The organism is Legionella sheltonii (genome assembly GCF_026191355.1).
GTDB classification, from domain to species: domain Bacteria; phylum Pseudomonadota; class Gammaproteobacteria; order Legionellales; family Legionellaceae; genus Legionella; species Legionella sheltonii.
On record NZ_JAPHOQ010000002.1, the window covers coordinates 290790 to 315364 of the forward strand.

A 24575-nucleotide genomic window follows, 5' to 3' on the forward strand; every position below is an offset into this window, starting at 1 on the left:
CCATACCCCTTGTAGTAAAACACCGTCATCCCGAGTGTAAGGAGGGATATCCACGGTGTAGCACCGTGTAACGAAGGAAGATCCTGGATTAGGCTGTGATAATCCGGGTTACAATGTACAAAGCACCCAAGTTACAAAATACTTGGACTAAAAGTAAAAAATTAATGAGGCACTAATGTTTAATAAAATTCTTATTGCCAACCGCGGTGAAATTGCCTGCAGAATCATCAAAACGGCCCGTTCTATGGGGATCCACACGGTAGCTATTTATTCCTCGGTTGATAAAGACAGTCTGCATGTACGTAGTGCTGACAGTGCATATTGTGTTGGCGATGCACCTGCTAAAGAAAGTTACCTGAATATACCTAATATTATCCATGTTGCTAAGGAATGTGGAGCACAGGCCATTCATCCGGGTTACGGTTTTTTATCCGAAAACCCTGAATTTGCTCAAGCATGTAAAGAGGCAGATATCGTTTTTATTGGTCCGTCAGTAGAAGCTATGGAAGCAATGGCTTCCAAGCAATTGGCCAAACAATTACTGGAAAACACTAATGTTCCTCTAACACCTGGTTATCATGGCAGTGCACAAGCAGAAGATACACTGCTTGCTGAAGCTAAAAAAATAGGATTTCCTGTCTTAATCAAAGCAGCGAATGGTGGTGGCGGTAAAGGGATGCGCGCGGTCCATCACGAATCAGAATTTAGTGCAGCCTTAGCCGGTGCAAAGCGTGAATCTATGGCAAGTTTTGCCGATGATACCATGATCATTGAAAAGCTGGTTCTTCATCCACGTCATGTTGAATTACAAATCATGGCAGACAATCATGGCAATGTGGTTCATTTGTTTGAACGTGATTGCTCCATTCAACGCAGACATCAGAAGATTATTGAAGAAGCACCTGCACCTAATTTACCCGCTTCTCTACGACAAAAACTCGCTGAAGCAGCTTGCGAAGTGGCACGATCAATAAAATACAGTGGCGCAGGTACTGTTGAATTTTTAGTTGATAGTTCAGGACATTTCTATTTTATGGAAATGAATACGCGATTACAGGTAGAACATCCAGTCACTGAGCTAATTACCGGACTTGATTTGGTCGCTTGGCAATTGAAAATTGCCGCTAATGAACCACTCCCTTTGCCGCAAGATAAAATTGAGGCACATGGTCATGCAATAGAATGTCGCATATATGCTGAAGACCCGCACCATGATTTTATTCCATCAATAGGACAAATCCACTTTTTGCAAGAACCTTCCGGAGATGGCATTCGTATTGATACAGGGGTGCAAATGTCATCGCAAATTACCATGTACTATGATCCGATGATCGCCAAATTGATTGCATGGGGAGCCAACCGTGATCAAGCATTACATCGATTAGAGCAAGCTTTATCCCATTATTTTATTGGTGGTGTGAAAACAAACATCCCCTTTTTACAAACAATTTGTCACCACCCTAAATTCAGAAAGGTTGAACTGAGTACTGACTTTTTAAGTAAAGAAGAAATTAAACTGCCAACAGCAGATCAAGAAATGGCGTTACTCATGGCCGTAAGTTTTGATTATTTAAACACGATAAACACAATCCAAGATCCTTTATTACAGGAAACCTTCGCTTGGCAATCACAAATCTTAAGTCACTGGGTATGGCACTATAAAGATAAGGATGACTTGCTTGAAACATTTATTACTCCAATCAATAAAAATCAATTTAAAGTACGTTTAAAAGCACAAGAGTATCTGATTCATGGCCATTTAACTGGCAATCAGCTCCGTATTGAAACTAACGGACAAAATTATCAGGTAATCATTGAAAATAAAAATCAATCTTTGACCTTGTATACGAGTCAGTGGCAAATTACTATTGATCGGTTTAATTGGGGAACTCTAGGTGCAGAAGTTACTGCTCACAAAGGACAGCTGACGGCACCAATGCCAGCTACTGTAGTCGCCGTTTTAAAAAATATTGGTGAACGAGTGAAAGCCGGTGAACGTTTGATCGTCCTCGAGGCAATGAAAATGGAACATACCATTCATGCCCCTACTGATGGCATTTTATTGGATATATTCTATGATGTAGGTGCCCAAGTGAATGAAGGAGAGGAGTTACTGTCATTAAGTGAAGAGGATTCTTAACTAGAGATAATTATGGACTATCCGCAAAACGTAACCATTATAGAAGTAGGGCCACGTGATGGCCTGCAAAATGAGTCATCTTTTGTATCCAGTAAGCACAAGATTGAATTAATCAATTTGTTAAGTGAATCTGGCTTGCAATATATTGAGGTAACGAGTTTTGTCTCTGCAAAAGCAATTCCACAATTAGCGGACCATAATGAAGTATTTCGTGCCATAAATAAAACCCCATTCATACACTATTCCGCCCTAGTGCCTAATGAGCAGGGCATGCTCAAAGCATTGGAAGCCGGTGTGAAAGAAATCGCAGTATTTACTGCAGCAAGCGAACAATTTAACCAGCGAAATATTAATTGTTCTATTGCTGAAAGTATTTCACGGTTTAAACCGGTCCTTGCTTTAGCAAAAGAAAACAATATCAGGGTGCGAGGTTATATTTCCTGTGTCCTAGGTTGTCCTTATGAAGGCAATGTAGCACCGGAAAAAGTAGCGGAAGTCACTCAAAAACTAATAGATTTGGGTGTAGATGAAATCTCATTAGGGGATACTATAGGTGTAGGAACACCTCATCAAACTCACTTATTACTCGAGCAAGTACTTAAGTTATTACCACTAGATCAATTAGCAATGCATTTTCATGATACTTATGGTCAGGCCATAGCTAATATCTATACTTCATTACAGCACGGAGTACATCGTTTTGACAGCTCCGTTGCCGGACTCGGGGGCTGTCCCTATGCTCGTGGGGCAAGCGGTAATGTAGCCACCGAAGATGTTCTGTATTTAATGCATGGTCTAGGAATAAATACCGGTGTGGATATCTTTAAAATTGTAACTGCAGGCGACGCCATCTGTAAGATTTTAGGACGTAAAAATCAATCAAAAGTTGCAAATGCCATGTTAGCCAATCCCTGTAGTTAAACTCTTAAAGAATCTGGGAAAAGACAAATTTGAGTGGTGACTGTGTATCAGATTCAGATGGATTGTGACCCGAGGCACACCCAGTAGAACAATCGTTTCAATAAAGAAGAGAGAATGAAACATGAATGAAACCGTATGGAAGCCCAAACATCCGAAAGAAAGCAAGATGTGGCAGTTTATGGAATTCGCTGCAAAAAAGAACAGCCAAATTTTTGCAAATTATCAAGACTTGCATACCTGGTCTATCAAACATCCTGACTCTTTTTGGCCAACGCTTTGCGCTTTCTTTCATGTACAATTTGATACCGAACCCTATCAGATTCTAAGCCATAAAAGTGAAATGATAAACGCACGTTGGTTTGCTGGAGCTCAATTTAATTTTGCTGAAAAACTTTTATCACGCAAAGATAAACATCCGGCCCTAATTAGTCTTAATGAAGACAATACCAGACACGTAATTAGCTATGAGCAATTGTATCATTTGGTAGCGCAATGTGCCGCAGGTTTAAAAGCGGTAGGAGTTACTGCCGGGGATCGAGTCGCTGCGCTCATGCCAAATACCTCATATACAATTATTGCTATGCTTGCTGCCACCTCTTTAGGTGCGATCTGGTCCTCTTGCTCACCCGATTTTGGCGCTCAAGCGGCAATCGATCGACTGGGCCAAATCGACCCCAAAGTACTCTTTATTTGCGACGGGCACCAGTATCAAGGTAAGAAACACCATGGGGCCGAAAAAATCAAACAACTTAACGATGCGTTTAGCTCGCTCAAACAAATTGTCATTTGTCCTAATATAAATGAACCCGTAGATGTTTCTACGTTACCTAAAGCACAATATTGGAATGATTTTCTTCGTCCCGCAAGTCATTGTGAATTTGTTTCTTTGCCATTTGAACACCCGATTTACATTATGTTCTCGTCAGGAACTACTGGTAAACCCAAATGTATTGTTCACGGAGCCGGTGGAACGCTTCTGCAGCATCTTAAAGAATTAGGATTACATACTGATCTTAGGGATAAGGACAACTTATTTTTTTATACTACGTGTGGTTGGATGATGTGGAATTGGACTGTTTCCGCACTGGCCTTAGGAGCTACACTCACTTTATATGAGGGCTCTCCTACTTATCCTGAAAGCAATCGTTTATTCAAACTGATTGAAGAAGAGCAAGTTACTGTTTTTGGCACCAGTGCTAAATTCATCTCTTCTGTAGAAAAAGCAGGAGTTAAACCTCAAGATGAGTTTGATTTAACTCATTTGCGATGCATCCTTTCTACAGGCTCCCCTCTTTTACCTAGAAATTATGATTACGTTTATCATCACATCAAAGACGATGTGCAACTCTGCTCCATCTCAGGTGGAACAGATATTATTTCTTGTTTTGCCTTAGGTAACCCCATACTGCCTATTTATAGAGGTGAGTTACAGTGTCTCGGCCTTGGTATGGCCGTTGATGTTTTTGATGAACAAGGGCATTCTGTTCGTGAAGAGCGTGGAGAGTTAGTCTGTACCGCGCCCTTCCCCTCCATGCCGGTTGGCTTTTGGAATGATCCCGAAAAAATTGCTTATCAACGAGCTTATTTTGAACGGTTCGCCGGAGTATGGGCACATGGTGATTTTGCAGAGATAACTGCGCACAATGGACTGATTATCTATGGGCGATCAGACGCTGTTTTAAATCCTGGAGGGGTACGTATTGGTACCGCTGAAATATACAGGCAGGTAGAAAAAATTGATGAAGTACTTGATAGTGTTGTAATTGGCCAGGACTGGCAAGACGATGTACGCATTATTTTGTTTGTTAAATTGCGTGATGGCATGGAGCTTACAGAGGAATTAATCAACAAAATCCGTTTAACAATTCGTCAAAATGCCTCCCCAAGACATGTCCCAGCAAAAATAGTGCAAGTTGCAGATATTCCTCGTACGATTAGTGGCAAAATCGTTGAATTAGCTGTTCGACAAGTGGTTCATGGATTACCAGTAAACAATCTACAGTCTCTCGCGAACCCCCAAGCTTTGGATTATTTTAAAAATCGTGAAGAGCTACAGGAATAAAATAGCCTGAAGCCCGAACTAGCACAGCGTTATCTGAGGGCTCTTTGCCCTCATCCCGGGTGCAGTGAAGGATCTCCCATCGTTACATAGTGCTACTCAGTGGAGATCCCTCGCTGAACCCGGGATGGCAAGGCAGTGTATTATGATACACAGACAATACTAAAATTTTCATTACAGGGTAAAGAAAGCCCCACTGAAAATAAATTGAACAATTGCCCTGTCTGGGCATCATTAAAATGAAGATAATTTCCCCAAGTCGCTCCTGGAACAACTCCAAAAGTCAATGAAGTCTCACCCGCTAAACCCAAGGAACCGTTAGTAGCCGCTGTTCCATCAGTAAACTCGTTGCATGAAGCTAAATTCGTAGTGTATTCATTGCCATCTTCAGCATTGTTCATATCTGCAAAGGCCCAAGCAACGATATCAGTGGCCGCTGTGTTTGACAAAATACTTTGGATACCTGTCCAAAACAAACCAAATACCACTTCATTATTGTCATCTCTGAGATTTGAATTGCTACCATCAAAAACACCATTTTGATTTACTGTATTAAAGAGCGTTTTTCCATCGGCATAAACATACTGTGAACCAGGTACAAGCGGCCAATCGTTTGCATAAGCACCTCCACAAGCTGTTCTCCCATTAACAATAGAACAAGGAGATCGAGTCGAAGTAACTAACAATGCTTTGAATGACAAGCCTTGAAGTGCTGGATTTCCTGAAGTTAATGCAGCATTTTGGCAAAAAGCATCAGCCCCTGCAATCCCACCTAAAGCACCAGTAGTCTGCTGAAAACGGCTGGTTAGAAAAATAACATGCGATGAAAATACGGAGACAGTATATTCTTCACAGGAATACGTTTTACCCGTACCATTTAAACATAATCTGATATTTATAGATCCTATTGGTCCATCTAAAGTAATTTTTGCAGGCGTGGTATCACTGACTGAAAATAAGACAAACCCATTAGGAGATGGTGCTTTACCCACAATACGATATCCTGGGGTAAGAATTTTGATTCCGGCTGTAGGATAGGTCTTTCTCGGAGTTGTGGTGGTAATGGATAGCGTTGATGAGGCAGGAGGAATTACAGCGATAAAATGTTGTCCTGAACCAGGAATATAAGCATTGCTTTTGGCAAAAGCTACTTGCTCTGAAAAGAAAAATAATGTCATACCAACAAGTAGTATCCTTTTTATCATACCGAAATTCCTTGTTTAAATTGTGACGGAACAAATAAGAGCATTCGCATAGTTATTACCTGTTTTAAGGGTATTAATAATGAGATCATTATTTTTGGCCAATTTCCCTTGCCCCAAATAAAAAAAGCGATAACCGCATTCTAGAGGAATTTTATTTGCAACCTGGTTAAATCGAAGGCCTGCACCTACTGTAGCTGCGAATGCGGTAGTATTATTATCAGAAAAGCCGTTATCCGGAACGGTAAATGTGGTCAGAGCGACTTCTTTGTAATGGCTGGTTTCAATGAAATTGGGGCCAATGCCTACATCAATAGCGAGATTGATTTTATCGCTATTGGTTTGCACTAAACTTTTTGCCATAAAAAATAATGGAATATTTTGTGTCTTATAGGTATAAGAAAGATTGGTATCTAAGTGTTCTTCAATAATGTAACCCTTAGTTGCCGTTGTGCCTAAGAAAAAAACATTCGCTCCGTAAGAAAATTTAAATCGATCACGTTCTGGTCCATCCAAAAAGTAACCCAATCCCACAAGACCATTGCCTTGAGCATGACTTTTAACGGTATATCGGTTTCCAACTAAGGTTTTTACATCAATATCTTGGGCTTTTCCTTGAGTTGCATAAAAACCCCCGATTTCAAGAAGCAAATGACCTTTAGTGTAATCAAAAAAGAAGTTATTTGCTGGTTGGCCGGCTGCAAAAGAAGCAGTTGAGCTCACAGAGGCCAAAAATATGAGTGCTAATCCTCTGTAGGTGGATTTATTAAAAAGCATCAGACATCCTTGTATTTCTCTATAACTGCCCCATATCAATTTGCATCCACTCAAACTAAAACATAGTAGATGTCTCAGCGTGTTATGATGTTGCAGCAAGTTAATGTTTGTTAAAGATCAACATATTACAATGCAATAAACTCATAAACAACATTTTCCAGCGCTCTTTCAAGAATAACCTAAATCATGAGGCCACTATAAATTGACAATTCACTTCCACCCGCAAAATATGATTAAAATAAGTAAGGTTATACTTTTTTTAGGCCGGCAATTTGTGTATAATGTTGCAATGGCGTCGATTTGAAATTCAGCTTGCGGACGCTCAAAAAAGCTCTCTTTTTTGAAAATACGGCTAAAGCGGATATGAATAGCATTTCCTCTAAGTCTTCCGCCCGCACGCATAATCTCAGGTTATAAATAATGATTGAATTAATTGGATTATCTAAATCCTTTTCGGGAAAATCTGTCCTGCGTGACATTAATTTATTTATTCAAGAAGGTGAAATTTTTGGAATTATTGGCAGAAGTGGTGCAGGCAAATCTACCTTATTAAGATGCATTAATCTTCTGGAACGGCCTGATAAAGGCGATGTTTTGATTGATGGGCAGGATCTGACAACTCTTTCGAGAAAAAACCTAGCTTTAGCTCGTCATAAAATGGCTATGATTTTCCAACAATTCAATTTACTCAATTCAAAAAATGTGTACGACAATATTGCACTCCCCATGCGCATTCAAGGGATAGATGAAGAGTCTATCCGTAATAAAATTGAAGAATTACTACCCATAGTCGAATTGACGGATAAGAAACTGGCCTATCCAGCACAACTTAGTGGCGGCCAAAAACAAAGAGTCGCCATAGCTCGGGCTTTAAGTTGTTCTCCTAAAATTCTGCTTTGCGACGAAGCAACTTCTGCTTTGGATCCAGAAACAACCGATTCTATTCTGGCATTGCTCAAAAAAATTAATTCACTGTATGGCATCACTATAGTTCTTATTACTCATGAAATGGATGTAGTGAAGCGTATTTGTAACCGATTGGCAGTGATGGTTGATGGTGAGCTGGCCGAAACCACCGCTTTGGCGAATGTATTTAATAAAAAGGACAGCCTGGCTCGAAGCATGCTCTATGCTCAACTTAGTCCTCAGTTGCCGGAATGCCTCACTAACAAACTCGCAGACTACGTGACGGATAAACCATTACTACGTCTGTTTTTCCAGGGTGAAGAAGCAACAGTACCCTTTATTAGTCAAACAAGCCGCGAATTAAATCTGGATATCAACATCTTACTCGCCAATATAGACCGTTATGACACAGTAACCTGTGGTGTATTAGTGGTTGAATTAACGGCACATCCATTTTTACTCGAAGCATTCATTGAACGCTGTGAACAAGCCAAATTAACTGTGGAGGTTTTAGGTTATGTCCTTCCCGATGGCATATGATTTATTCATCGCTACAGGCGAAACATTGTATATGGTCGTCACCAGCACTGTATTTGCGGTGATACTTGGTTTACCTTTAGGAACTTGGCTTTATTCGTCGAGCCAAATCAAACCAATGCCTAGGGTTCATAAGACATTATCCACCTTCATTAATATGGCGCGGTCCATACCTTTCATTATTTTATTGGTGGCAATTATCCCATTTACTCGACTTATTGTAGGAACCTCAATAGGAATGAATGCCGCTATAGTACCGCTTACTCTCGGTGCAACACCCTTTTTTGCCAGATTAGTTGATAACGTTTATCGTAGTTTACCTTCTGGACTTATTGAAACCGGTTATGCGATGGGAGCTAACACCCGACAAATTATTTTGCATATTTTATTGCCCGAGGCAAAACCTGCTTTAATCCATGCGGTTACGGTTACTGCCATTACTTTAGTGAATTATTCTGCAATGGCAGGAACCGTTGGTGCTGGAGGTTTGGGTACTCTGGCAATTAATTATGGTTATCAACGTTTTGATGCGGGGGTCATGATTTCAACTGTAATCATTTTAATTGTGATGGTTCAACTAACTCAAATGCTTGGAGATTATCTAGCAAAGCGTTTTTTACATAACTGATTTAAATCATTTTTGGAGTGTTCAATGCGAATTTTAGCTTATTGTGTTTTATTATTAAGTCTTGTTGCATGCAACAAGCCCTCACCAAATACGTTGGTGATAGGAACTATTGCTGGACCAGAAACTGAATTGGTTGAAACAGCAAAAGAATTAGCTAAGAATAAATATGACTTAAATATAAAAATTGTAACATTCAATGACTATAACCTCCCCAATGAAGCGTTACAGGATGGAAGTTTAGACGCTAATGTCTACCAACATTTACCTTACCTCAATGCCGCTGTTAAAGCCCATGGCTATACGTTAGAAGCGATAGGCAGAACTTTTGTTTACCCTATGGGAATTTATTCCAAAAAACATACTTCATTAAAACAATTACCTGAAAAAGCGGTCATTGCCCTACCTAATGATCCCAGCAATGAAATGCGTGCCTTGCAACTGTTGGAAAAAGCGCAGTTGATTACATTGAAAACGACTCATGATAACACTGGCTTAAAAGATATTGCGACCAATCCACATGATCTGCAATTCAAAGAAATGGATGCAGCACAACTACCAAGAGTATTGCCTGATGTGGATGCAGCCGTAATCAATACAACATTTGCCCTACCAGCAGGTTTAAATCCTTCACATGATGCTTTATTTACTGAAGATAAAACCTCACCGTATGCCAATATTATTGTTATTCGTAGCAATTCTCCCAAAAAAGCACAATTGGAGCTCTTTGTTAAAGCATTAAACTCCGAAGAAGTTAAAGAAAAGGCTAAAACTTTATTTGGAGATTCGGCTATTCCTGCTTGGTAAGAACCTATTTAAGCTGTTGTAACCGAATTCTTTTATGTCCTGGGTGATGGCGCAAGCGCTAACCCAGGCTTAGAGTCACGATTTTTTATTAATATTTATCTTAAAAGATGATCGTTCACATTTTAGATTCAAGGCTTTTAATTCTCTCTTAATGAAAAAGTGTTATACTTTTAAAAAAGATAGCTCTTGAGGTACTTCTCTATGCCTTCATTTAGAAAAGCGTTTTTTAACTTATTTAATTCTCAAAAAAGGGTAAGACAGTTTACTCCTGATGAGCAAGAAAAGATTTATCAAAAATATCGAGACTCAGTGGGGTTAACTCAAGACCTTACTTTTGGGTCTGAAGCCTTCGCGCAACATGCCGAAAAGCGAATTAAAGACCACACAGGTTTTAAAACACAAATTGGGTCAAATAAAGAAGATACTCTAGAGAAATTACTCAAAGATGATCTTCCCAATACTAAAAAAGAAATCAAAGACGAACTAAAAAGTATACTAACCCCTCAACCATTTTATACTAAGGCTCAAGAAGTCTATAAAGAATCAATGGATTTTTTTCAACAACGAATGAAACAAGTTCCTGAACTTTCAGTGGAGCAACTTCGGGGCTATCATGAACAAATTACTACGAGAGCTCGAGATGCATTAAAAGCTCAGCAAAAAAAAGAACTGAAAGATTTGCAAGATAAAGCTGAAAATTTAGCACAGAAAATAGGGACTGTTGCAAATACTAATGATCCTGAGCAAATAAAAAAAATAAAAGAAAACCTTATTAAGGACTTAGAAAGTTCCCATAAAACACAACTTGATGAATTCAATAAAACTGCTCAAGAAAACCTAACCACTCTCGATAAAGCTTCCGCTCTTGAACGAAAAAGAATCATCTTCTCTGGCCAATTGGAAAGCTGGGCTTATCAACTCAGTACGAGCCAAAAGAATAAAATGCTGGATGAAATGGAACGGGTTAGAGCAGAAAATCGTAAAAAACGAGGCATATCTGACACAGACGCACTTACACGCGCTGACATCAATGTTGGTGAAAATACGATATCTGCCGTAAATCCAGCAGACTTGGATTTTATCATTTCCTTAACTGGAACACAGATCGTACAAAAGAAAGCAGCAAAAGAAGGCGATCCAGGAACCTGGCAAGTGCATATGTCTGCACGAATACTCTCTCCCTTTTACTATTTAAGTAATAAGCAAAATCCCAAAGTAGAGATGTTGACCATGGCTCAGGCCGTAAGAGCATCTGGATTTGACTCAATCACAATGACCATTAATTTTGATGATCCTAAAACTCAAAAGCAAAGAGCCAGACAAGCCTATGAAGCAGCTCTTGAAAGTGGTTTCAATCCAGGCTTACTCCCTGGAGAAGAATCAAAAGGTGATAAAGGATTAAAAGGTATTGTATTAAAGGATGGATCAGGCAAAGAGATTGATCCTAGAACACTGTTCACCCCTACCGAGCTGGAGCTTCTTCATCAAGAGGCTGCTCAACGCCGTGAAAGACTTAAATCTATCGCAGAAGAGCCTCCAAAACAACCTTCAACAGAAGTTGCTAAGCAATATCGTGGCGAAATTGATAAAGGTAGAAATGAAGCTCGAGCTGAAGCTAGAAAAGCTGCTATTGATAGCGTTGAAGAAGAACAACTGGAACAAAATGTAAAAACGACTCTCAGCTCGTAGATAGAAAACAACCTGGTTTTACTTGTTTTAAAAACCAGGTATTTAGTTTTTGTCATCTTCCTAATTAATGTTCAAAAAATTCCACTACTCCTCAAACATAATTTCTGTTATTTTATTAGATTGACTACGGGTTAGGCTAAGGAGATAGCTATGAATACTCGTGAATTTGATGAAGATGTAAACGAAATGGAAGAGTTTGGCGTCGATACCGTCTTGACCCCAGAAACAAGCCCATCAACAAAATTGGAACGAAGACGACGCATAGAAGATTTGTTTGAAGAAAAACGCCTGCGCGAAGAACTTTCTGACTTCGGTTAGTAGTGTAACAGATACCTCTGCCTACCGTAATTCCCCTCCCCCACTTGGAGGAGAATGGTAGGAGTGAGGTTTCTTTAAGCTATCAGTACGCTCACCTTGTCCTCTTCCCGCCATCCGTACTTAGCGAAGGATGGCGAGGCGGAAATAAAGGAAATTTTTACTTGATGGCACCGCTCAGCGTAGTTTGACTGTTTGCGGTCAGGATGGATGGATCACATTCCTGTTTGCAAGTAACTGACTATTGATCATCCTAAATTAGCAAAATAAATATCAAACCGCACCGTTTTTCCTTCTACAGCAGCATGTGCAGGTAATAAAGGTTTTGTTTTTTGTGGCCATTTTACAACCACCTTTTGTTTCGTGCGTTGTAGCGCCAATTGAATAAGTCTCTGCGCATCTTCATCTGGGCCAATTAATTGTTGTAGTGCCTGCATTTCTTTTTTTACTAATGCTGATTTATTACGTTCAGGATGCATAGGATCAATGTAAATAACATCAGGATAGTTTTGCTCATCTAATGAGCTTAAGTACGAATAAGCATCTTCGTCAAGAAATTTCAAATTCAACTGTTGTTGATCTTCATCACTCCGGCGCAACAATCCATCCAATACTAGGGAAGCCATAACCGGATGACGTTCGAGCATCAATACTTCTGCACCAAAACTGGCTAAAATAGCAGAGTCACGCCCCCAACCCGCAGTTGCATCAATAATTTTAAGCCCTGCAGTGGGTTTACAGGCGCGTACTAATCCTTGTTTTTTTCCCTCAGATTTTCTTTTACTCCAAAAAGCAGCACTGAATTCAGCAAAAATTGGAGAGAAACCTGGCATTTTCAATGAAAGCCCTGTTTCACTGACATAGAGACAAAGATTGGCATCTTTCTCTAAATAAAAATTCAATTGTTCTGCAAGAGCTTTTGCTTTATTGTGCAGACCTTCGTGCTCATAACCTACCGCTGAGATATTAATCATATAGATAACCTGTAAGAATTACAGAACTTTAGCTCTGAGTGCATTGTAGCCGGATTAACGCAGCGTAATCCGGCTACAATGCACGACTAAATAATCGAGGCTACTTATATCATCCAATCTGCAGTAATGAAATATCAGCAACTCCTTGCAATAAATCCTGTAAACATGCCAAAAGTGCTAAACGGTTGGCTTTTATTGTTTGATCCTCAACCATGACCATTACTTTATCAAAAAACAGATCGACCGGTTCCTTAAGACTGGCAAGCAATTTCAGCAATGGACTGTAGTCAGCAGAACGGTATAAAGGTTCTACCGCGCGTGCCACTTGATTGATGTGAATATATAAAAACTTTTCGGGCCCCTCCTCAAGAAGGAGTTCGTCTACAGGCGACAATGTTTGTCTTCCTGCTTGCGAAAGTAAATTATTCACCCGTTTGCATGCAGCAGAAAGAGAAGCGGCTTCGGGCAATTTGACAAATAACTGTAAAGCAGCCAGACGTTTATCCAAATCGTACAACCAATCATCCTGACGAGCGCGTACTGCATGGACCAAATCAACACTTAAGCCTTGACTTTGGTAATAGGATTGCAACCGTTCCAGGATAAAAGATTTCAATTCATCCAGTAAATTGGGTTCAACGGATAAACGTTTTCCGTAATGAACAATCGCTTGCTCAATTAATGTACTTAAATTGAGCTGTGCTGGTGTTGCAATCAATAAACGGACAACAGCCAAAGCATGACGACGCAATTTGAATGGATCTTTTACCCCTGAAGGTCTTTGGCCTATGGCAAAAATACCAACTAAAGTATCGATTCGATCTGCTAAAGATAAAGCGAGACCCAAATCAGATTCAGGCAAGTTATCTGCAGCGAAACGAGGCATGTATTGTTCATTTAAAGCATGTGCAACAAACTGATCTTCACCATCATTCAGAGCGTAATAATATCCCATTAACCCCTGCAACTCGGGAAACTCACCAACCATTCCGGTCAACAAATCACATTTACTCAGTTGTGCGGCACGTTGCGCTTGATTGATATTTAAGTGTAAAGCCGAACTTAAATAGGTCATCAGAGCTTCAATTCGTAACGCTTTGTCCCGTAAGCTCCCCAATTTTGCTTGGAAAACAACCTGCTCTGTACCTGCAATATGCTGACTTAAAGGCAGTTTTTTATCTTGTCTAAAAAAGAACGCGGCATCACTTAAGCGAGCACGCATCACTTTTTCGTTTCCTAAAATAACTTGTTTTGGATTGGAGCTGGCAATATTAGACACGGTAATAAAATGAGGCAGTAACTTCCCCTCTTTATCTTTAAGTGCAAAACATTTTTGATGCGATTGCATCGAAGCAATTAATGATTCGGCAGGAACTTCGAGGAACTCTTTTTCAAAATTAGCCATCAAAGCTTGGGGCCATTCAACAATTGAAGCCACCTCTTCAAGTAAATCCTCTGGCATGATCGCTGTCGCTTGAACAGATGCAGCCAATTCCTCTACCTGTTTTCTAATCATTTGTTTTCTGATTGCAAAATCAGCAATAACAAAGGCTTCTCTCATCTGTGATTCATAGCTTTGTGCTGAATTAATTACAATGGGTTGCGGGTGGTGAAAGCGGTGCCCCCTACTGTTGCGATCACTCTTAATGCCCAAAATAGAATGTTCGATTACTGTATCGCCATAAAGCATCACTGCCCAATGAACAGGTCGGGCGAATTCTTCATCCCCGGTTCCCCAGCGCATGGGTTTAGCAATCGGCAAAGCAGCTAAAGATTGACCTACTAAAACAGGTAATAAATCTTTGGTTTTATTACCCTGGCTTAAGGTTTCATAAACAATCCAATCCCCTTTATCCGTTTCGATTCGAGAAAGTTTGTCTACGTCCACACCACAAGACTTCGCAAAACCAAGTAAGGCTGCTGTAGGTTTTCCATCCTTGTCATAAGCCGCATTGAATGCCGGTCCTCGGCGAGTAACGCTTTGGCTTTTTTGTTCTTCTTGCAAATCAAAAATTGCGATTGCGATACGTCTCGGTGTGGCAAAACGTTTTACCTCGCCATACTCTAATTGGGCTTTATCCAATGCAGCTAATAACTGATTCGCAAACTCATCAGCTAAAGGCCAAACCGAACCAGAAGGTAACTCTTCACAACCTAATTCAAAAATAAAATCATTGACCATCACACACCTTTTGGTTAAGCATAGGAAAGCCCAAAGCCTCACGCGCTTGATAATATGCTTGCGCTACAGCTCTTGATAAATGTCTTACGCGTAAAATATAGCGTTGACGTTCAGTAACGGAAATCGCTTTGCGTGCATCAAGTAAATTAAACGAATGGGATGCTTTAATTACCATTTCATAAGCGGGAAGTGGTAATTGTAACGCAATTAACTTTTGTGCCTCAGCCTCATAATAATCAAATTGTTGAAATAATTCGTCCACATTGGCATGCTCAAAGTTATAGGCGGACATCTCTACTTCATTTTGATGAAATACATTACCGTAAGTTATTATGCCATTTGCTGTATTACTCCAGGGAAGATCGAATAGATTATCTACGCCTAAGATATACATCGCCAAACGTTCTAAACCGTAAGTCAACTCACCGGTTACAGGCTTACACGCCAGACCGCCTGCTTGTTGAAAATAAGTAAATTGGGATACTTCCATTCCATTTTGCCAAACCTCCCAACCTAGGCCCCAAGCACCTAAAGTTGGTGATTCCCAGTTGTCCTCAACAAAACGAATGTCATCAGTCAAAGGATCCACACCTAGAGCACGTAATGAGTCTAAATATTTATCCTGTATGTCTAAAGGTGATGGCTTAAGGACCACCTGAAATTGATAATAATGTTGTACCCGGTTTGGATTGTCTCCATAACGGCCATCAGTGGGTCTCCGAGAAGGCTGTACATAAGCTGCCGACCAAGGCTCAGGGCCTATTGCTCGTAAGAAAGTAGCCGGATGAAAAGTACCCGCGCCAACTTCCATATCAAAGGGTTGTAAAATGACACATCCTTGCGCAGCCCAATATTGCTGCAAAGTGAGAATAATATCCTGAAATGTAGATGGTTTTGTCATGAAAATCTCAATGTAAACTGGGTGGAGCGAATTGGAACCTGGGAAATTGGTATGCAAAACCCAGGCTAGGGTCTTTTTAAAATTCTATCTTGTGCCACAATGGCTTGATTTATGCCATCCGATACTCACACAACGCCCCTTCATCGGAGCCTAGCGAGAGGCCTCCAGACTGTAGCACAATGTTACAATCGGAGATCCCTCGCGGTGCTCGGGATGAAGGGAGGCATTTCTATGGTCTAAAATGGACCATTTTAGCTCAATCTAGTAAAATGTAAACAGCCCCTACTTCAGTAGCTACCTACAATTAATTATGAATTACCTGCTGCTTTCTTAATTAACTCTTGCAGTGACTCTTCACTCGCAGCACCAGGTATAAATGAAGGTTCAGAACCTGTTTTAAATTGTCCATTTGGTGTTGAGGCAATTATAAATGCAGGTGTTCCCATCAAGTGTAATTTTTCTGCTAATTCACGGTTTGCATCTAAAATAGCAGTCACTTCTTTGCTTTGCATATCAGTCTTTAATTTCTTCATATCCAAACCTAAAGACTTTGCAGTAGCCATAACAATTTGATCATTTAAGCGCTTGTCAATACCAATCAATGCGTTATGCATTTCTTGATATTTACCTTGCATACCAGCAGCTAAAGCAGCTCTGGAAGCCAACTCGGAGCTCTTACCAAAAATTGGGAACTCTTTATAAACAACGCGTAGATCACTGTCTTTCTTAATTAAGCTGTCAATAATAGGTGACATTTTTTTGCAATGGATGCATTGGTAATCAAAGAATTCAACAATAGTCACATTACCTTTTGGATTACCTACAATGGTCGTTTTACCTAAAAACAATTGATCAGTATTTTCTTTAATTGCAGATTGTGCTTGCTGCTGCATATTTTGTTGTTGTTTTTGTTGCAGCGCTTGCGAAGCTTCCAAAAGAACTTCTGGATTAGCTACTAAATAGTCATGCACCACTTTTTCAATTTCTTTTTTTTGTGCATCAGACATAGGAGTTGTATTATTGGTATCTGCTGCCATAATTGCAGGTGATACTAAAGATGCTGTCAGCGCTCCTACTGTCAATAAATTTGTAAATTTCACACAGTTCCCCTTATTTAATAGTTAACATAATACCAACAACTTTCCAACCGGCACCCTAGCATCCGCTTCAAGAAAATTCAATAGTTAGAGTATTATCGCATTTAATTTTTGTATCAATAGAAACGACCTGATTCATAATGGCCTTACAGTAACCTGGATTTAGTAGCTTAGCCAAGAAATTATACTCTAGTTTAACTTGGGATTCATCCAGCATTTCTTTTAGCAACAGTTCAAAAAATAAGATTAAAGATAAGAGTCTGAAATGATAAAAAAGTTTTAATTATCAAAAAAATGAAATACAGTGTTGCTTTTTATTTATCGAGCTCCAGGGACGAACATGAAAAGGACGTATTCATTTCCTAAAAAAACAATTCTGGCATGCCTTATCGTGTGTACAAGCGCAAGTCATTCAAAACCAGGCATTGAATGGATAATTGAAGCAGGACCGAGCTGGTTTAATCTTCCTAAGACAACAATCAGTCCTACTGATATAGAAACGGATAATTTGAGCCAAGGACATGCAAACACTACCGGTGAATTAGGTTTAGAGGTTTATTATAAGCGACCCTTTTTGGTTAATGATTCCGTCTGGTTTAATGCCTTTGCAATTGGATTAGCCATTCGTTACAGTGGATTTTCAGACAACATTCTCGAGGGGGATGTCTATCAATTTGAACAGAGCAACCTCGATAATTACCGTTATCAACTCTATTTTGAAAATACACGACTTTTAGCCCAGTTGTCAGTAGATGTCATTACTTATAAGCAGGTCTCGTTGTACTTAAAAGGAGGAATTGGCGAGGGATGGTCACGTTTACGTTATCACGATTGTCCTAATGAAGAAGACCTTGGTGGCGGTTTATCTTTATACCCAAAGAATTCCTCACATTTTGTTGCTGATGTTGGCACGGGTATCAATTATCATTATACAGAGCGTCTGTCTTATTCATTGAGTTATCTTTATACCAATTATGGACATATCGCTGCAAGCAATCATGGTCATTTAAACAAACAACCTGTCACTATAAGCCCACCCACTTTTTCCATTGACTCCCATGCCTTGCTGGTGGGTATCCATTATTTAATTTAACTTAATTTCATATAAAGGTGCATGATGCGAATTTATAGTTCTCTAAGTCTATTCTTATTTTATTCTGCTGCAAGTTGGGCTGAACTGCCTGTTTCATTTACTTCTCTACCCACCATCCATAATATTGCGATTGGTCAACAACAAGTATTAAATTATGTGATTCATAATAATGTAGTGCGACGCAGTTTACCGATTCGCAGTATTCAGGTAATCAATAAAGGAGATGATCAACCCACCGCTGTCACTCAATGGACTACAACCTGTGGAAATAATTTACCCCCTAATGGTAGTTGTGAAATTAGCGTTACGATTCAGAATGCTACCGCCAATTTAAATCGTCAACTAAGCATCAATTATGGCGGCCGTAGTCCGTTGACCAGCCCAATAAAACTAAATGTAAATAAAGCCAAGTATACGGTTTTTGTTTACATAATTGGGTCAGATTTACAGAGCAAATATCAGCTGGCAACATTCAACATTGATCAAATGAAGAAAGTTGGTTCCACTGAAAATATGAATATTGTTTTGCAAACAGGAGGAGCAAATTCTCCTGGTTATTTAACGGTAAAACGACAAATTGTATATCCTGGTTCTCTAATGGAATTAGCGGACTTAGGCAGCGTGCCAATGGCTGCGCCTAATACTATCCAAGACTTTTTAGAATGGGGTGTGACCAATTACCCAGCCCATCGATACATCACTATTTTTTGGAACCATGGCGGTGGGCCCAACGGAGGCTTTGGCGGGGATGAAAATAATGTTCCGCGAGCAATAGCCATCAATGACTTGGCGTCCGTCATTAATAATGTAACAACCAAAACAGGTACTCGTTTTGAAATCATTGGGTTTGATGCTTGCCTGATGGCTAGTGCCGAAACAGCATCTGGTTTTGCCAACAATATGAATTATTTTATTGCCTCAGAAGACTTAGAACCAGGCAAGGGATGGCAATATGATACTTTTCTAGCCTATTTAAATGCGCATCCGGATGCCACTGGAAATGAGATTGGGCCAATTATTATTGATGGTTATACGCAGCAAAATGAGGGAGAGGCAACTACTTTGTCATTAATGAATGCGAGTCAATTACCTAATTTAAATACAGCAATGACGAATTTTGCTACTGCTCTTAGCCCTTATGCAACGAATACTCCGGACTGGAAATTAATTGCAAAAAGCCGTTTTAAAGCTGCTGATTATTCTACTTCTGTTTGGGATAACCGTAGTACTGATTTAGTTGATCTCACTGAGTTTGCGCAACGAGTCAGTAATCAATTTCCTGCTGATATTAACCTTAGTGCTGCGTCACAAGCATTAATTACCGCAGTGAGTAATGCCGTTTTATATTATAAAAATAGTTTCGATCGCGCCGACTCTTTTGGATTAACTGTTTATTTTCCATCAATTTTAGCGCAATATGAAACTCAATATCCCCAAGTAACCGCTATCAATGGGAATTATTTTTTCTCACAAGCTTACGTTAATTTGGTAGGTAATTATTATACGTTCTACCAAAATAATCTAAGCTCATTAACAGCAATGCTCTCGAATTTGACATTTGATGGAACAAATTATACTGCGACGTTGAGCAATGATTATAATGAACTTTATGCCGCAGTAGGTAATGACGGTTGTACCAATTTGCTCGATTTAAATAATAACCCTCTACCCACCAACCCTTGTTACTCCAGTATTCAATACCAGGGAATTGAGGCAACACAAGTGGGAACCGATTGGAATATTAGTTTTCCTAAAACTGCTTACCTAAATAGTTGGCCGTTACTTAATGGAGTACCTGTATTGTTTATTCCAGATGATGCAACACCAACTAATCCCGGTGAAACCAACTTTTTAATTCCTGTTACACAGATTCAGGGAAATGGTGGTACGGATGGATATCTTAATGTCTTACTAAATCAGCAAAATCAATTTGTGGTGGTGGGTTTTCAAACTGCTATTGGTAGCAGTAATACTGCGGGTAAAGTCGCTCCTTTAAATCCAGACAGTTCCTTCCGTATCCGCAGTTATGCACAAGTCAATTCAACTTGGCGACTAACACCAACAACAGAAGTTGTTGATTATCCATTTACTCTTTCCTTTGGCAGTGTCTCATCTGATTATAATGCCTTTCGTTTCCTGGCAGGAGATATTACAGGGGCATTGATTATTAGTCCTACATCGGAACCCTATTAAGTACTACTCCAATTGTCATCCCGAGTGCAGCAAGGAATCTCCCATTGAATAGCATTGTGCTACCGCATGGAGATCCCTCGCTGCGCTAGAGATGACGTGACAACGAGGCCTTACATCTCGACTGCCAAATTTGCATAGGCTAAAACTAACCATTTAACTCCATGCTCTCTAAATTTTACTTGGACGCGGGTATGCGCACCACTTCCCTCAACTGCCAAGACCACACCCTGGCCAAACTTAGCATGGGTTACACTTTGTCCCAAAGACAATCCCGAGGTTTCTGCTTCTTGCATCACTGTGGGTTTATTTCGAGAAATAACAGGAGATTGAAATTTCGCTTTGACACGAACTTCATTAAGTAATTCTTGAGGCAGCTCCCTTAAAAAACGTGAAGACCGATGATACTCCTCTCGCCCATATTGCCGTCTTATTTCAGCATAAGACAAAACCAATTTTCGCATAGCACGCGTCATACCCACATAACATAAACGGCGTTCTTCTTCTAAACGTCCAGGTTCTTCCAAAGACTGTTTTCCTGGGAACACCCCTTCTTCCATTCCGACTAAAAATACTATAGGGAATTCAAGACCCTTAGCAGCATGTAGGGTCATTAAATGAACATAACGCTCATGTTCTTCCGCCTGCATTTCTCCAGCCTCCAAAGAAGCATGTGCTAAGAATGCATTGATTAAAGGAATTTCCTCATCGTCCTCTTGTTCATAGCGAAATTGTTTTGCTGCATTGATTAATTCTTGGATGTTATCAAGACGGGACTCTGATTTATCCCCTTTGATTTTGCTGAAATGAGCATACAATCCACTCAGCTGAATCACTACAGATAACTGCTCATCCAACTCCATTGATTGGGTATTTTGGTGCAATTGTTCAATTAATTCGATAAATTTCGACAATGCAGAACCCGCACGCTGAGCCATCTCACCCGATTGTAATAAGGCTTTAGCCGCATGCCATAAAGAGCATTGTTCTGCTTTTGCATACTGACGCAAATCATCAAGCGTCTTTTCACCAATACCTCGGGTTGGGAAATTCACAACGCGATCAAAAGCGCTATCATCGTGAGGGTTAACCAATAAGCGTAAATAAGCTAAAACATCTTTGACCTCTGCTCGATCAAAGAAACGCACCCCACCATAAATACGATAGGCAATCCCTGCACGCAACAATGCCTCCTCTAAAACCCTGGATTGGGCATTGGAACGATATAAAATAGCAATTTCATCAGCACTTCCCCCCTGATTGATTTCCATCATAATTCGTTCGCAGACAAAGCGCGCTTCTTCAAGCTCATTAAATGCTCCGTAAACTAGAATTTTTTCTCCAGTTGCCCCATCCGTCCACAAGTCTTTCCCCATCCTCGAATTATTGTGCGTAATGAGTGCATTTGCGGCGTTAAGTATGGTTGCTGTGGAACGATAGTTCTGCTCCAAACGGATAATTTGTGTATTTTTAAAGTCCTGAGAAAATTGCTGAATATTTTCAACTTTAGCTCCACGCCAACCATAAATGGATTGATCATCATCACCCACTGCCATAACAGCCGTATGCTCGCCTGCGAGAAGACGTATCCATGCATACTGAATCGTATTCGTATCTTGAAATTCATCTACTAATATGGCTTGAAAACGTTGACGGTAATGATTAAGAATCTCGGGGTTATCGCGTAATAGCTCATGAGTCCGCAATAATAATTCTGCAAAATCAATCACTCCTGCAGTCTGACATGCTTGTTCGTAGGCACTATAAATATTGAGCAAGGTTTTACCAGGGCCGTAAGGCAAAGTATGTACGTGTTGAGGTCGTATTCCTTCATCTTTGCGCCCATTGATAAAAGATTGGGCCTGTTTCACTGGCCATTGTTCGGGAGCAAGGTTCAATGAGGCAATAACTCGCTTTATAACCCGCGCTTGATCTTCGGAATCAAGAATATGAAATAATTCAGGTAAATTTGCCTCTTTATAGTGTCGACGAAGTAAACGATGGCACAACCCATGAAAAGTTCCTACCCATAGCCCCAGTACTGGAGTACTCAAGATACTATTTAACCTCGCTTTCATTTCGCCCGCAGCTTTATTGGTAAAAGTTACCGCCAAAATTCCATGAGGCGAGATATGCTCTTCTTCAATAAGCCAGGCAATACGACTAACTAAAACTTTCGTTTTGCCACTTCCTGCTCCAGCAAGGACCAGCGTATTACCAAGTGGGGAGGCAACTGCTTCGCGTTGTCGCTCATTCAGTCCTTTAAGAATTGCAGCAAGAGTCATAAATAAATCCCAGGAAAAAATATGGTGTATTCTATTAAGAGATCCTACTATCTCGCAAGCGAAAGAAAATAGAAGCTATACTAACTTTAAGTATAAACTTGTTTTATAGGTAAACCTAGAAAAAGCAGTTGTGGTTGTGGTCACTGCCATTAAGTTCCTGCCTACGCCCCGCAGCTTGTCTGCGGGACGTAGTTATAACGATTATCGCTGAACTTATTGATAGTAGAGGCTGTTGTAATCTGTTTTTCCAGGTTAAAGTGAATACTTATTGCTTTCAAGCGCGCCACAGCGCAAAATAAGGCAATAAGGTAAAACAAACTTCCTAAAGGACTATAATGCACTCACTCTATCCATCAATTAAACCTTATGCGCAACATGAATTAAAAGTTAGTGCACTACACACTCTTTACATTGAAGAAACAGGAAATCCTGAAGGATTGCCTGTTGTCGTATTGCATCCAGGCCCTGGTGCTTCCTCTGGTGATGGTTATCTGAGACGCTTTTTTGATCCCCAGCATTATCGAATCATAATTTTTGATCAACGCGGCTGTGGACGCTCTACACCACATTTGGAAGTTCGTGAAAATACAACCAGTTTATTACTGGATGACATCGATGCCATCCGCGATTTCTTAGGCTTATCCGAATTTGTATTGTCTGGTGGAGGATGGGGTTCTTTGCTGGCTTTGCTTTATGCGCAAAAATTCCCTCAACAAATTAAAGCGTTGCAACTTCATCAAATTTTTTTAGGAAGGCAACAAGATTTTGATTGGTTTTATAAACATGGAGCGAACCTGGTTTATCCTGATTATTGGGAAGAATTTATTAGTAGCGTTCCTGAAAACATGCTGGAGCAAATTCCCAAGTATTATGCCAACTGTTTGCAAGGCCCCAACGAACTGGCACGTATGAGTGCTGCAAAAGCTTGGGCCTTATGGGAAGCACGTTGCAGCAGTTTGCAACCTCATTTATATGTTATTGATCAATTTAGCGATCCGCATTTCGCCCTTGCTCTTGCAACATTGGAGTCCCATTACATCAACAATCATTTTTTCATTGAAGAAAATCAGGTCATAGCGAATGTTCATAAAATAAGACATATTCCAACGTATATCGTACACGGCCGTTTTGATTTAATTTCTCCATTGGCTGGTGCCTTCGAACTTCATCAGGCCATACCAGCATCCAATTTAAGAATAGTTCGTGATGCAGGACATTCCGATAGAGAATCAGGTATAATTGATGCCTTGATTTATGCAAGTAAAGAAATTTCCAAACAAGGGCTTGATGCATGTTGATTGTAATTCAAAGAGTGACACACGCCCGAGTCGATATAGAGGGAGAAACTGTCGGCAAAATCGACCATGGTCTTTTGATTCTATGTGGTTTTGAACCTGAAGATTCGGAGCATAATATTAATAAAATGTTAGATAAATGCATCAACTACCGTATTTTTAGTGACAGCCAGGGTAAGATGAATTTAAGTCTTAAAGAAGTTCAAGGTGGTTTATTATTAGTGCCACAATTCACTTTAATGGCTGAAACTCAAAAAGGATTGCGCCCAAGTTTTTCTAATGCAGCATCTCCTGAGCTTGGCCGACAACTGTTTGATAACCTATTGACTCGAGCCTCTCAATTATACCCTCATACACAAAGCGGATGTTTTGGTGCCGACATGCAGGTTCATTTATGCAATGATGGCCCTGTTACTTTTTTGTTAAAGTTCTGATCACCAGGATTTTTATATAATTCGCCCGGAAGAATCGCGAGATCCCCAGCGTAGTCAGGATCTTGTGCCACACATGGAGATTCCTTCCTCGGGATGACGGGATACGCTCTAATTATAAATAAAATATCAGCGTTAGTCGGAGTCAC

The 24575-nt window shown here is 40.1% G+C and carries 19 protein-coding genes; 12 read left to right on the forward strand and 7 right to left on the reverse strand.

Going from position 1 to position 24575, the window contains the following annotated elements:
- Positions 1 to 175: 175 nt before the first annotated feature.
- The 3 genes from OQJ26_RS03280 (at position 176) to OQJ26_RS03290 (ending at position 5123) form a co-directional block, all read left to right on the forward strand.
- A complete protein-coding gene (locus tag OQJ26_RS03280; RefSeq protein WP_265702492.1) occupies positions 176 to 2140 on the forward strand; it encodes an acetyl/propionyl/methylcrotonyl-CoA carboxylase subunit alpha in 1965 nt (654 codons plus the stop codon).
- A gap of 12 nt (positions 2141 to 2152) precedes the next feature.
- Entirely contained in the window at positions 2153 to 3061 is a 909-nt protein-coding gene (locus OQJ26_RS03285; RefSeq protein ID WP_265702494.1) for a hydroxymethylglutaryl-CoA lyase, read from the forward strand.
- A 121-nt stretch (positions 3062 to 3182) separates the two neighbouring features.
- Positions 3183 to 5123: an acetoacetate--CoA ligase gene (locus OQJ26_RS03290; RefSeq protein ID WP_265702495.1), complete on the forward strand. Its 1941-nt coding sequence runs from the start codon at positions 3183 to 3185 to the stop codon at positions 5121 to 5123.
- A gap of 140 nt (positions 5124 to 5263) precedes the next feature.
- Here the strand turns inward: OQJ26_RS03290 and OQJ26_RS03295 are convergent, their stop codons facing one another.
- Complete coding sequence (locus OQJ26_RS03295; RefSeq protein ID WP_265702496.1) at positions 5264 to 6325, reverse strand: DUF1554 domain-containing protein; 1062 nt, start codon at positions 6323 to 6325, stop codon at positions 5264 to 5266.
- 15 nt (positions 6326 to 6340) lie between these two features.
- Positions 6341 to 7099, reverse strand: a complete 759-nt coding sequence (locus tag OQJ26_RS03300; RefSeq protein WP_265702497.1) for a hypothetical protein — start codon at positions 7097 to 7099, stop codon at positions 6341 to 6343.
- 420 nt (positions 7100 to 7519) lie between these two features.
- Between OQJ26_RS03300 and OQJ26_RS03305 the strand changes: the two genes are divergently transcribed.
- The 5 genes from OQJ26_RS03305 to OQJ26_RS03325 all read left to right on the forward strand — a co-directional run bounded on the left by OQJ26_RS03305 (position 7520) and on the right by OQJ26_RS03325 (position 11981).
- On the forward strand, positions 7520 to 8545 hold the full coding sequence (locus tag OQJ26_RS03305; protein ID WP_265702499.1) for a methionine ABC transporter ATP-binding protein: 1026 nt from the start codon (positions 7520 to 7522) through the stop codon (positions 8543 to 8545).
- Positions 8523 to 9170, forward strand: coding sequence for a methionine ABC transporter permease (locus OQJ26_RS03310; protein WP_265702500.1), 648 nt, complete (start codon positions 8523 to 8525; stop codon positions 9168 to 9170). Before OQJ26_RS03305 ends, OQJ26_RS03310 begins: the two co-directional genes overlap by 23 nt.
- A 24-nt stretch (positions 9171 to 9194) precedes the next feature.
- Entirely contained in the window at positions 9195 to 9974 is a 780-nt protein-coding gene (locus OQJ26_RS03315; RefSeq protein ID WP_265702501.1) for a MetQ/NlpA family ABC transporter substrate-binding protein, read from the forward strand.
- Positions 9975 to 10175: 201 nt separating this feature from the next.
- Positions 10176 to 11663, forward strand: coding sequence for a BAR domain-containing protein (locus OQJ26_RS03320; RefSeq protein ID WP_265702502.1), 1488 nt, complete (start codon positions 10176 to 10178; stop codon positions 11661 to 11663).
- A 150-nt stretch (positions 11664 to 11813) separates the two neighbouring features.
- Positions 11814 to 11981: a PA3496 family putative envelope integrity protein gene (locus OQJ26_RS03325; RefSeq protein WP_164715640.1), complete on the forward strand. Its 168-nt coding sequence runs from the start codon at positions 11814 to 11816 to the stop codon at positions 11979 to 11981.
- A 245-nt stretch (positions 11982 to 12226) separates the two neighbouring features.
- Here OQJ26_RS03325 and OQJ26_RS03330 read toward each other — a convergent pair whose 3' ends face one another.
- The 4 genes from OQJ26_RS03330 to OQJ26_RS03345 form a co-directional block, all read right to left on the reverse strand.
- Positions 12227 to 12952, reverse strand: coding sequence for a class I SAM-dependent methyltransferase (locus OQJ26_RS03330; protein WP_265702503.1), 726 nt, complete (start codon positions 12950 to 12952; stop codon positions 12227 to 12229).
- Positions 12953 to 13061: 109 nt separating this feature from the next.
- Positions 13062 to 15134, reverse strand: a complete 2073-nt coding sequence (gene glyS, locus OQJ26_RS03335; protein ID WP_265702504.1) for a glycine--tRNA ligase subunit beta — start codon at positions 15132 to 15134, stop codon at positions 13062 to 13064.
- Positions 15124 to 16035, reverse strand: a complete 912-nt coding sequence (gene glyQ / locus OQJ26_RS03340; protein ID WP_265702505.1) for a glycine--tRNA ligase subunit alpha — start codon at positions 16033 to 16035, stop codon at positions 15124 to 15126. Before glyQ ends, glyS begins: the two co-directional genes overlap by 11 nt.
- A 308-nt stretch (positions 16036 to 16343) precedes the next feature.
- Positions 16344 to 17135 carry a DsbA family protein gene (locus OQJ26_RS03345; RefSeq protein ID WP_265702506.1) on the reverse strand — a complete coding sequence of 264 codons (792 nt, stop codon included), beginning with the start codon at positions 17133 to 17135 and terminating at the stop codon, positions 16344 to 16346.
- 337 nt (positions 17136 to 17472) lie between these two features.
- Between OQJ26_RS03345 and OQJ26_RS03350 the strand changes: the two genes are divergently transcribed.
- Entirely contained in the window at positions 17473 to 18225 is a 753-nt protein-coding gene (locus tag OQJ26_RS03350) for an outer membrane protein (protein WP_265702507.1), read from the forward strand.
- Positions 18226 to 18246: 21 nt separating this feature from the next.
- On the forward strand, positions 18247 to 20418 hold the full coding sequence (locus tag OQJ26_RS03355; protein WP_265702508.1) for a clostripain-related cysteine peptidase: 2172 nt from the start codon (positions 18247 to 18249) through the stop codon (positions 20416 to 20418).
- Between the two features lie 110 nt (positions 20419 to 20528).
- On the opposite strand, the gene uvrD is transcribed toward OQJ26_RS03355, so the two are convergent.
- Positions 20529 to 22700, reverse strand: coding sequence for a DNA helicase II (gene uvrD / locus OQJ26_RS03360; protein WP_265702509.1), 2172 nt, complete (start codon positions 22698 to 22700; stop codon positions 20529 to 20531).
- 335 nt (positions 22701 to 23035) lie between these two features.
- On the opposite strand from uvrD, the gene pip reads away from it, so the two are divergent.
- Positions 23036 to 23998 (forward strand): prolyl aminopeptidase, encoded by a 963-nt coding sequence (gene pip, locus OQJ26_RS03365; RefSeq protein ID WP_265702510.1) that lies wholly within the window; start codon positions 23036 to 23038, stop codon positions 23996 to 23998.
- Entirely contained in the window at positions 23992 to 24429 is a 438-nt protein-coding gene (gene dtd, locus OQJ26_RS03370) for a D-aminoacyl-tRNA deacylase (protein WP_265702513.1), read from the forward strand. The genes pip and dtd overlap by 7 nt, the downstream gene beginning before the upstream one ends.
- The last annotated feature ends 146 nt before the right edge of the window (positions 24430 to 24575 follow it).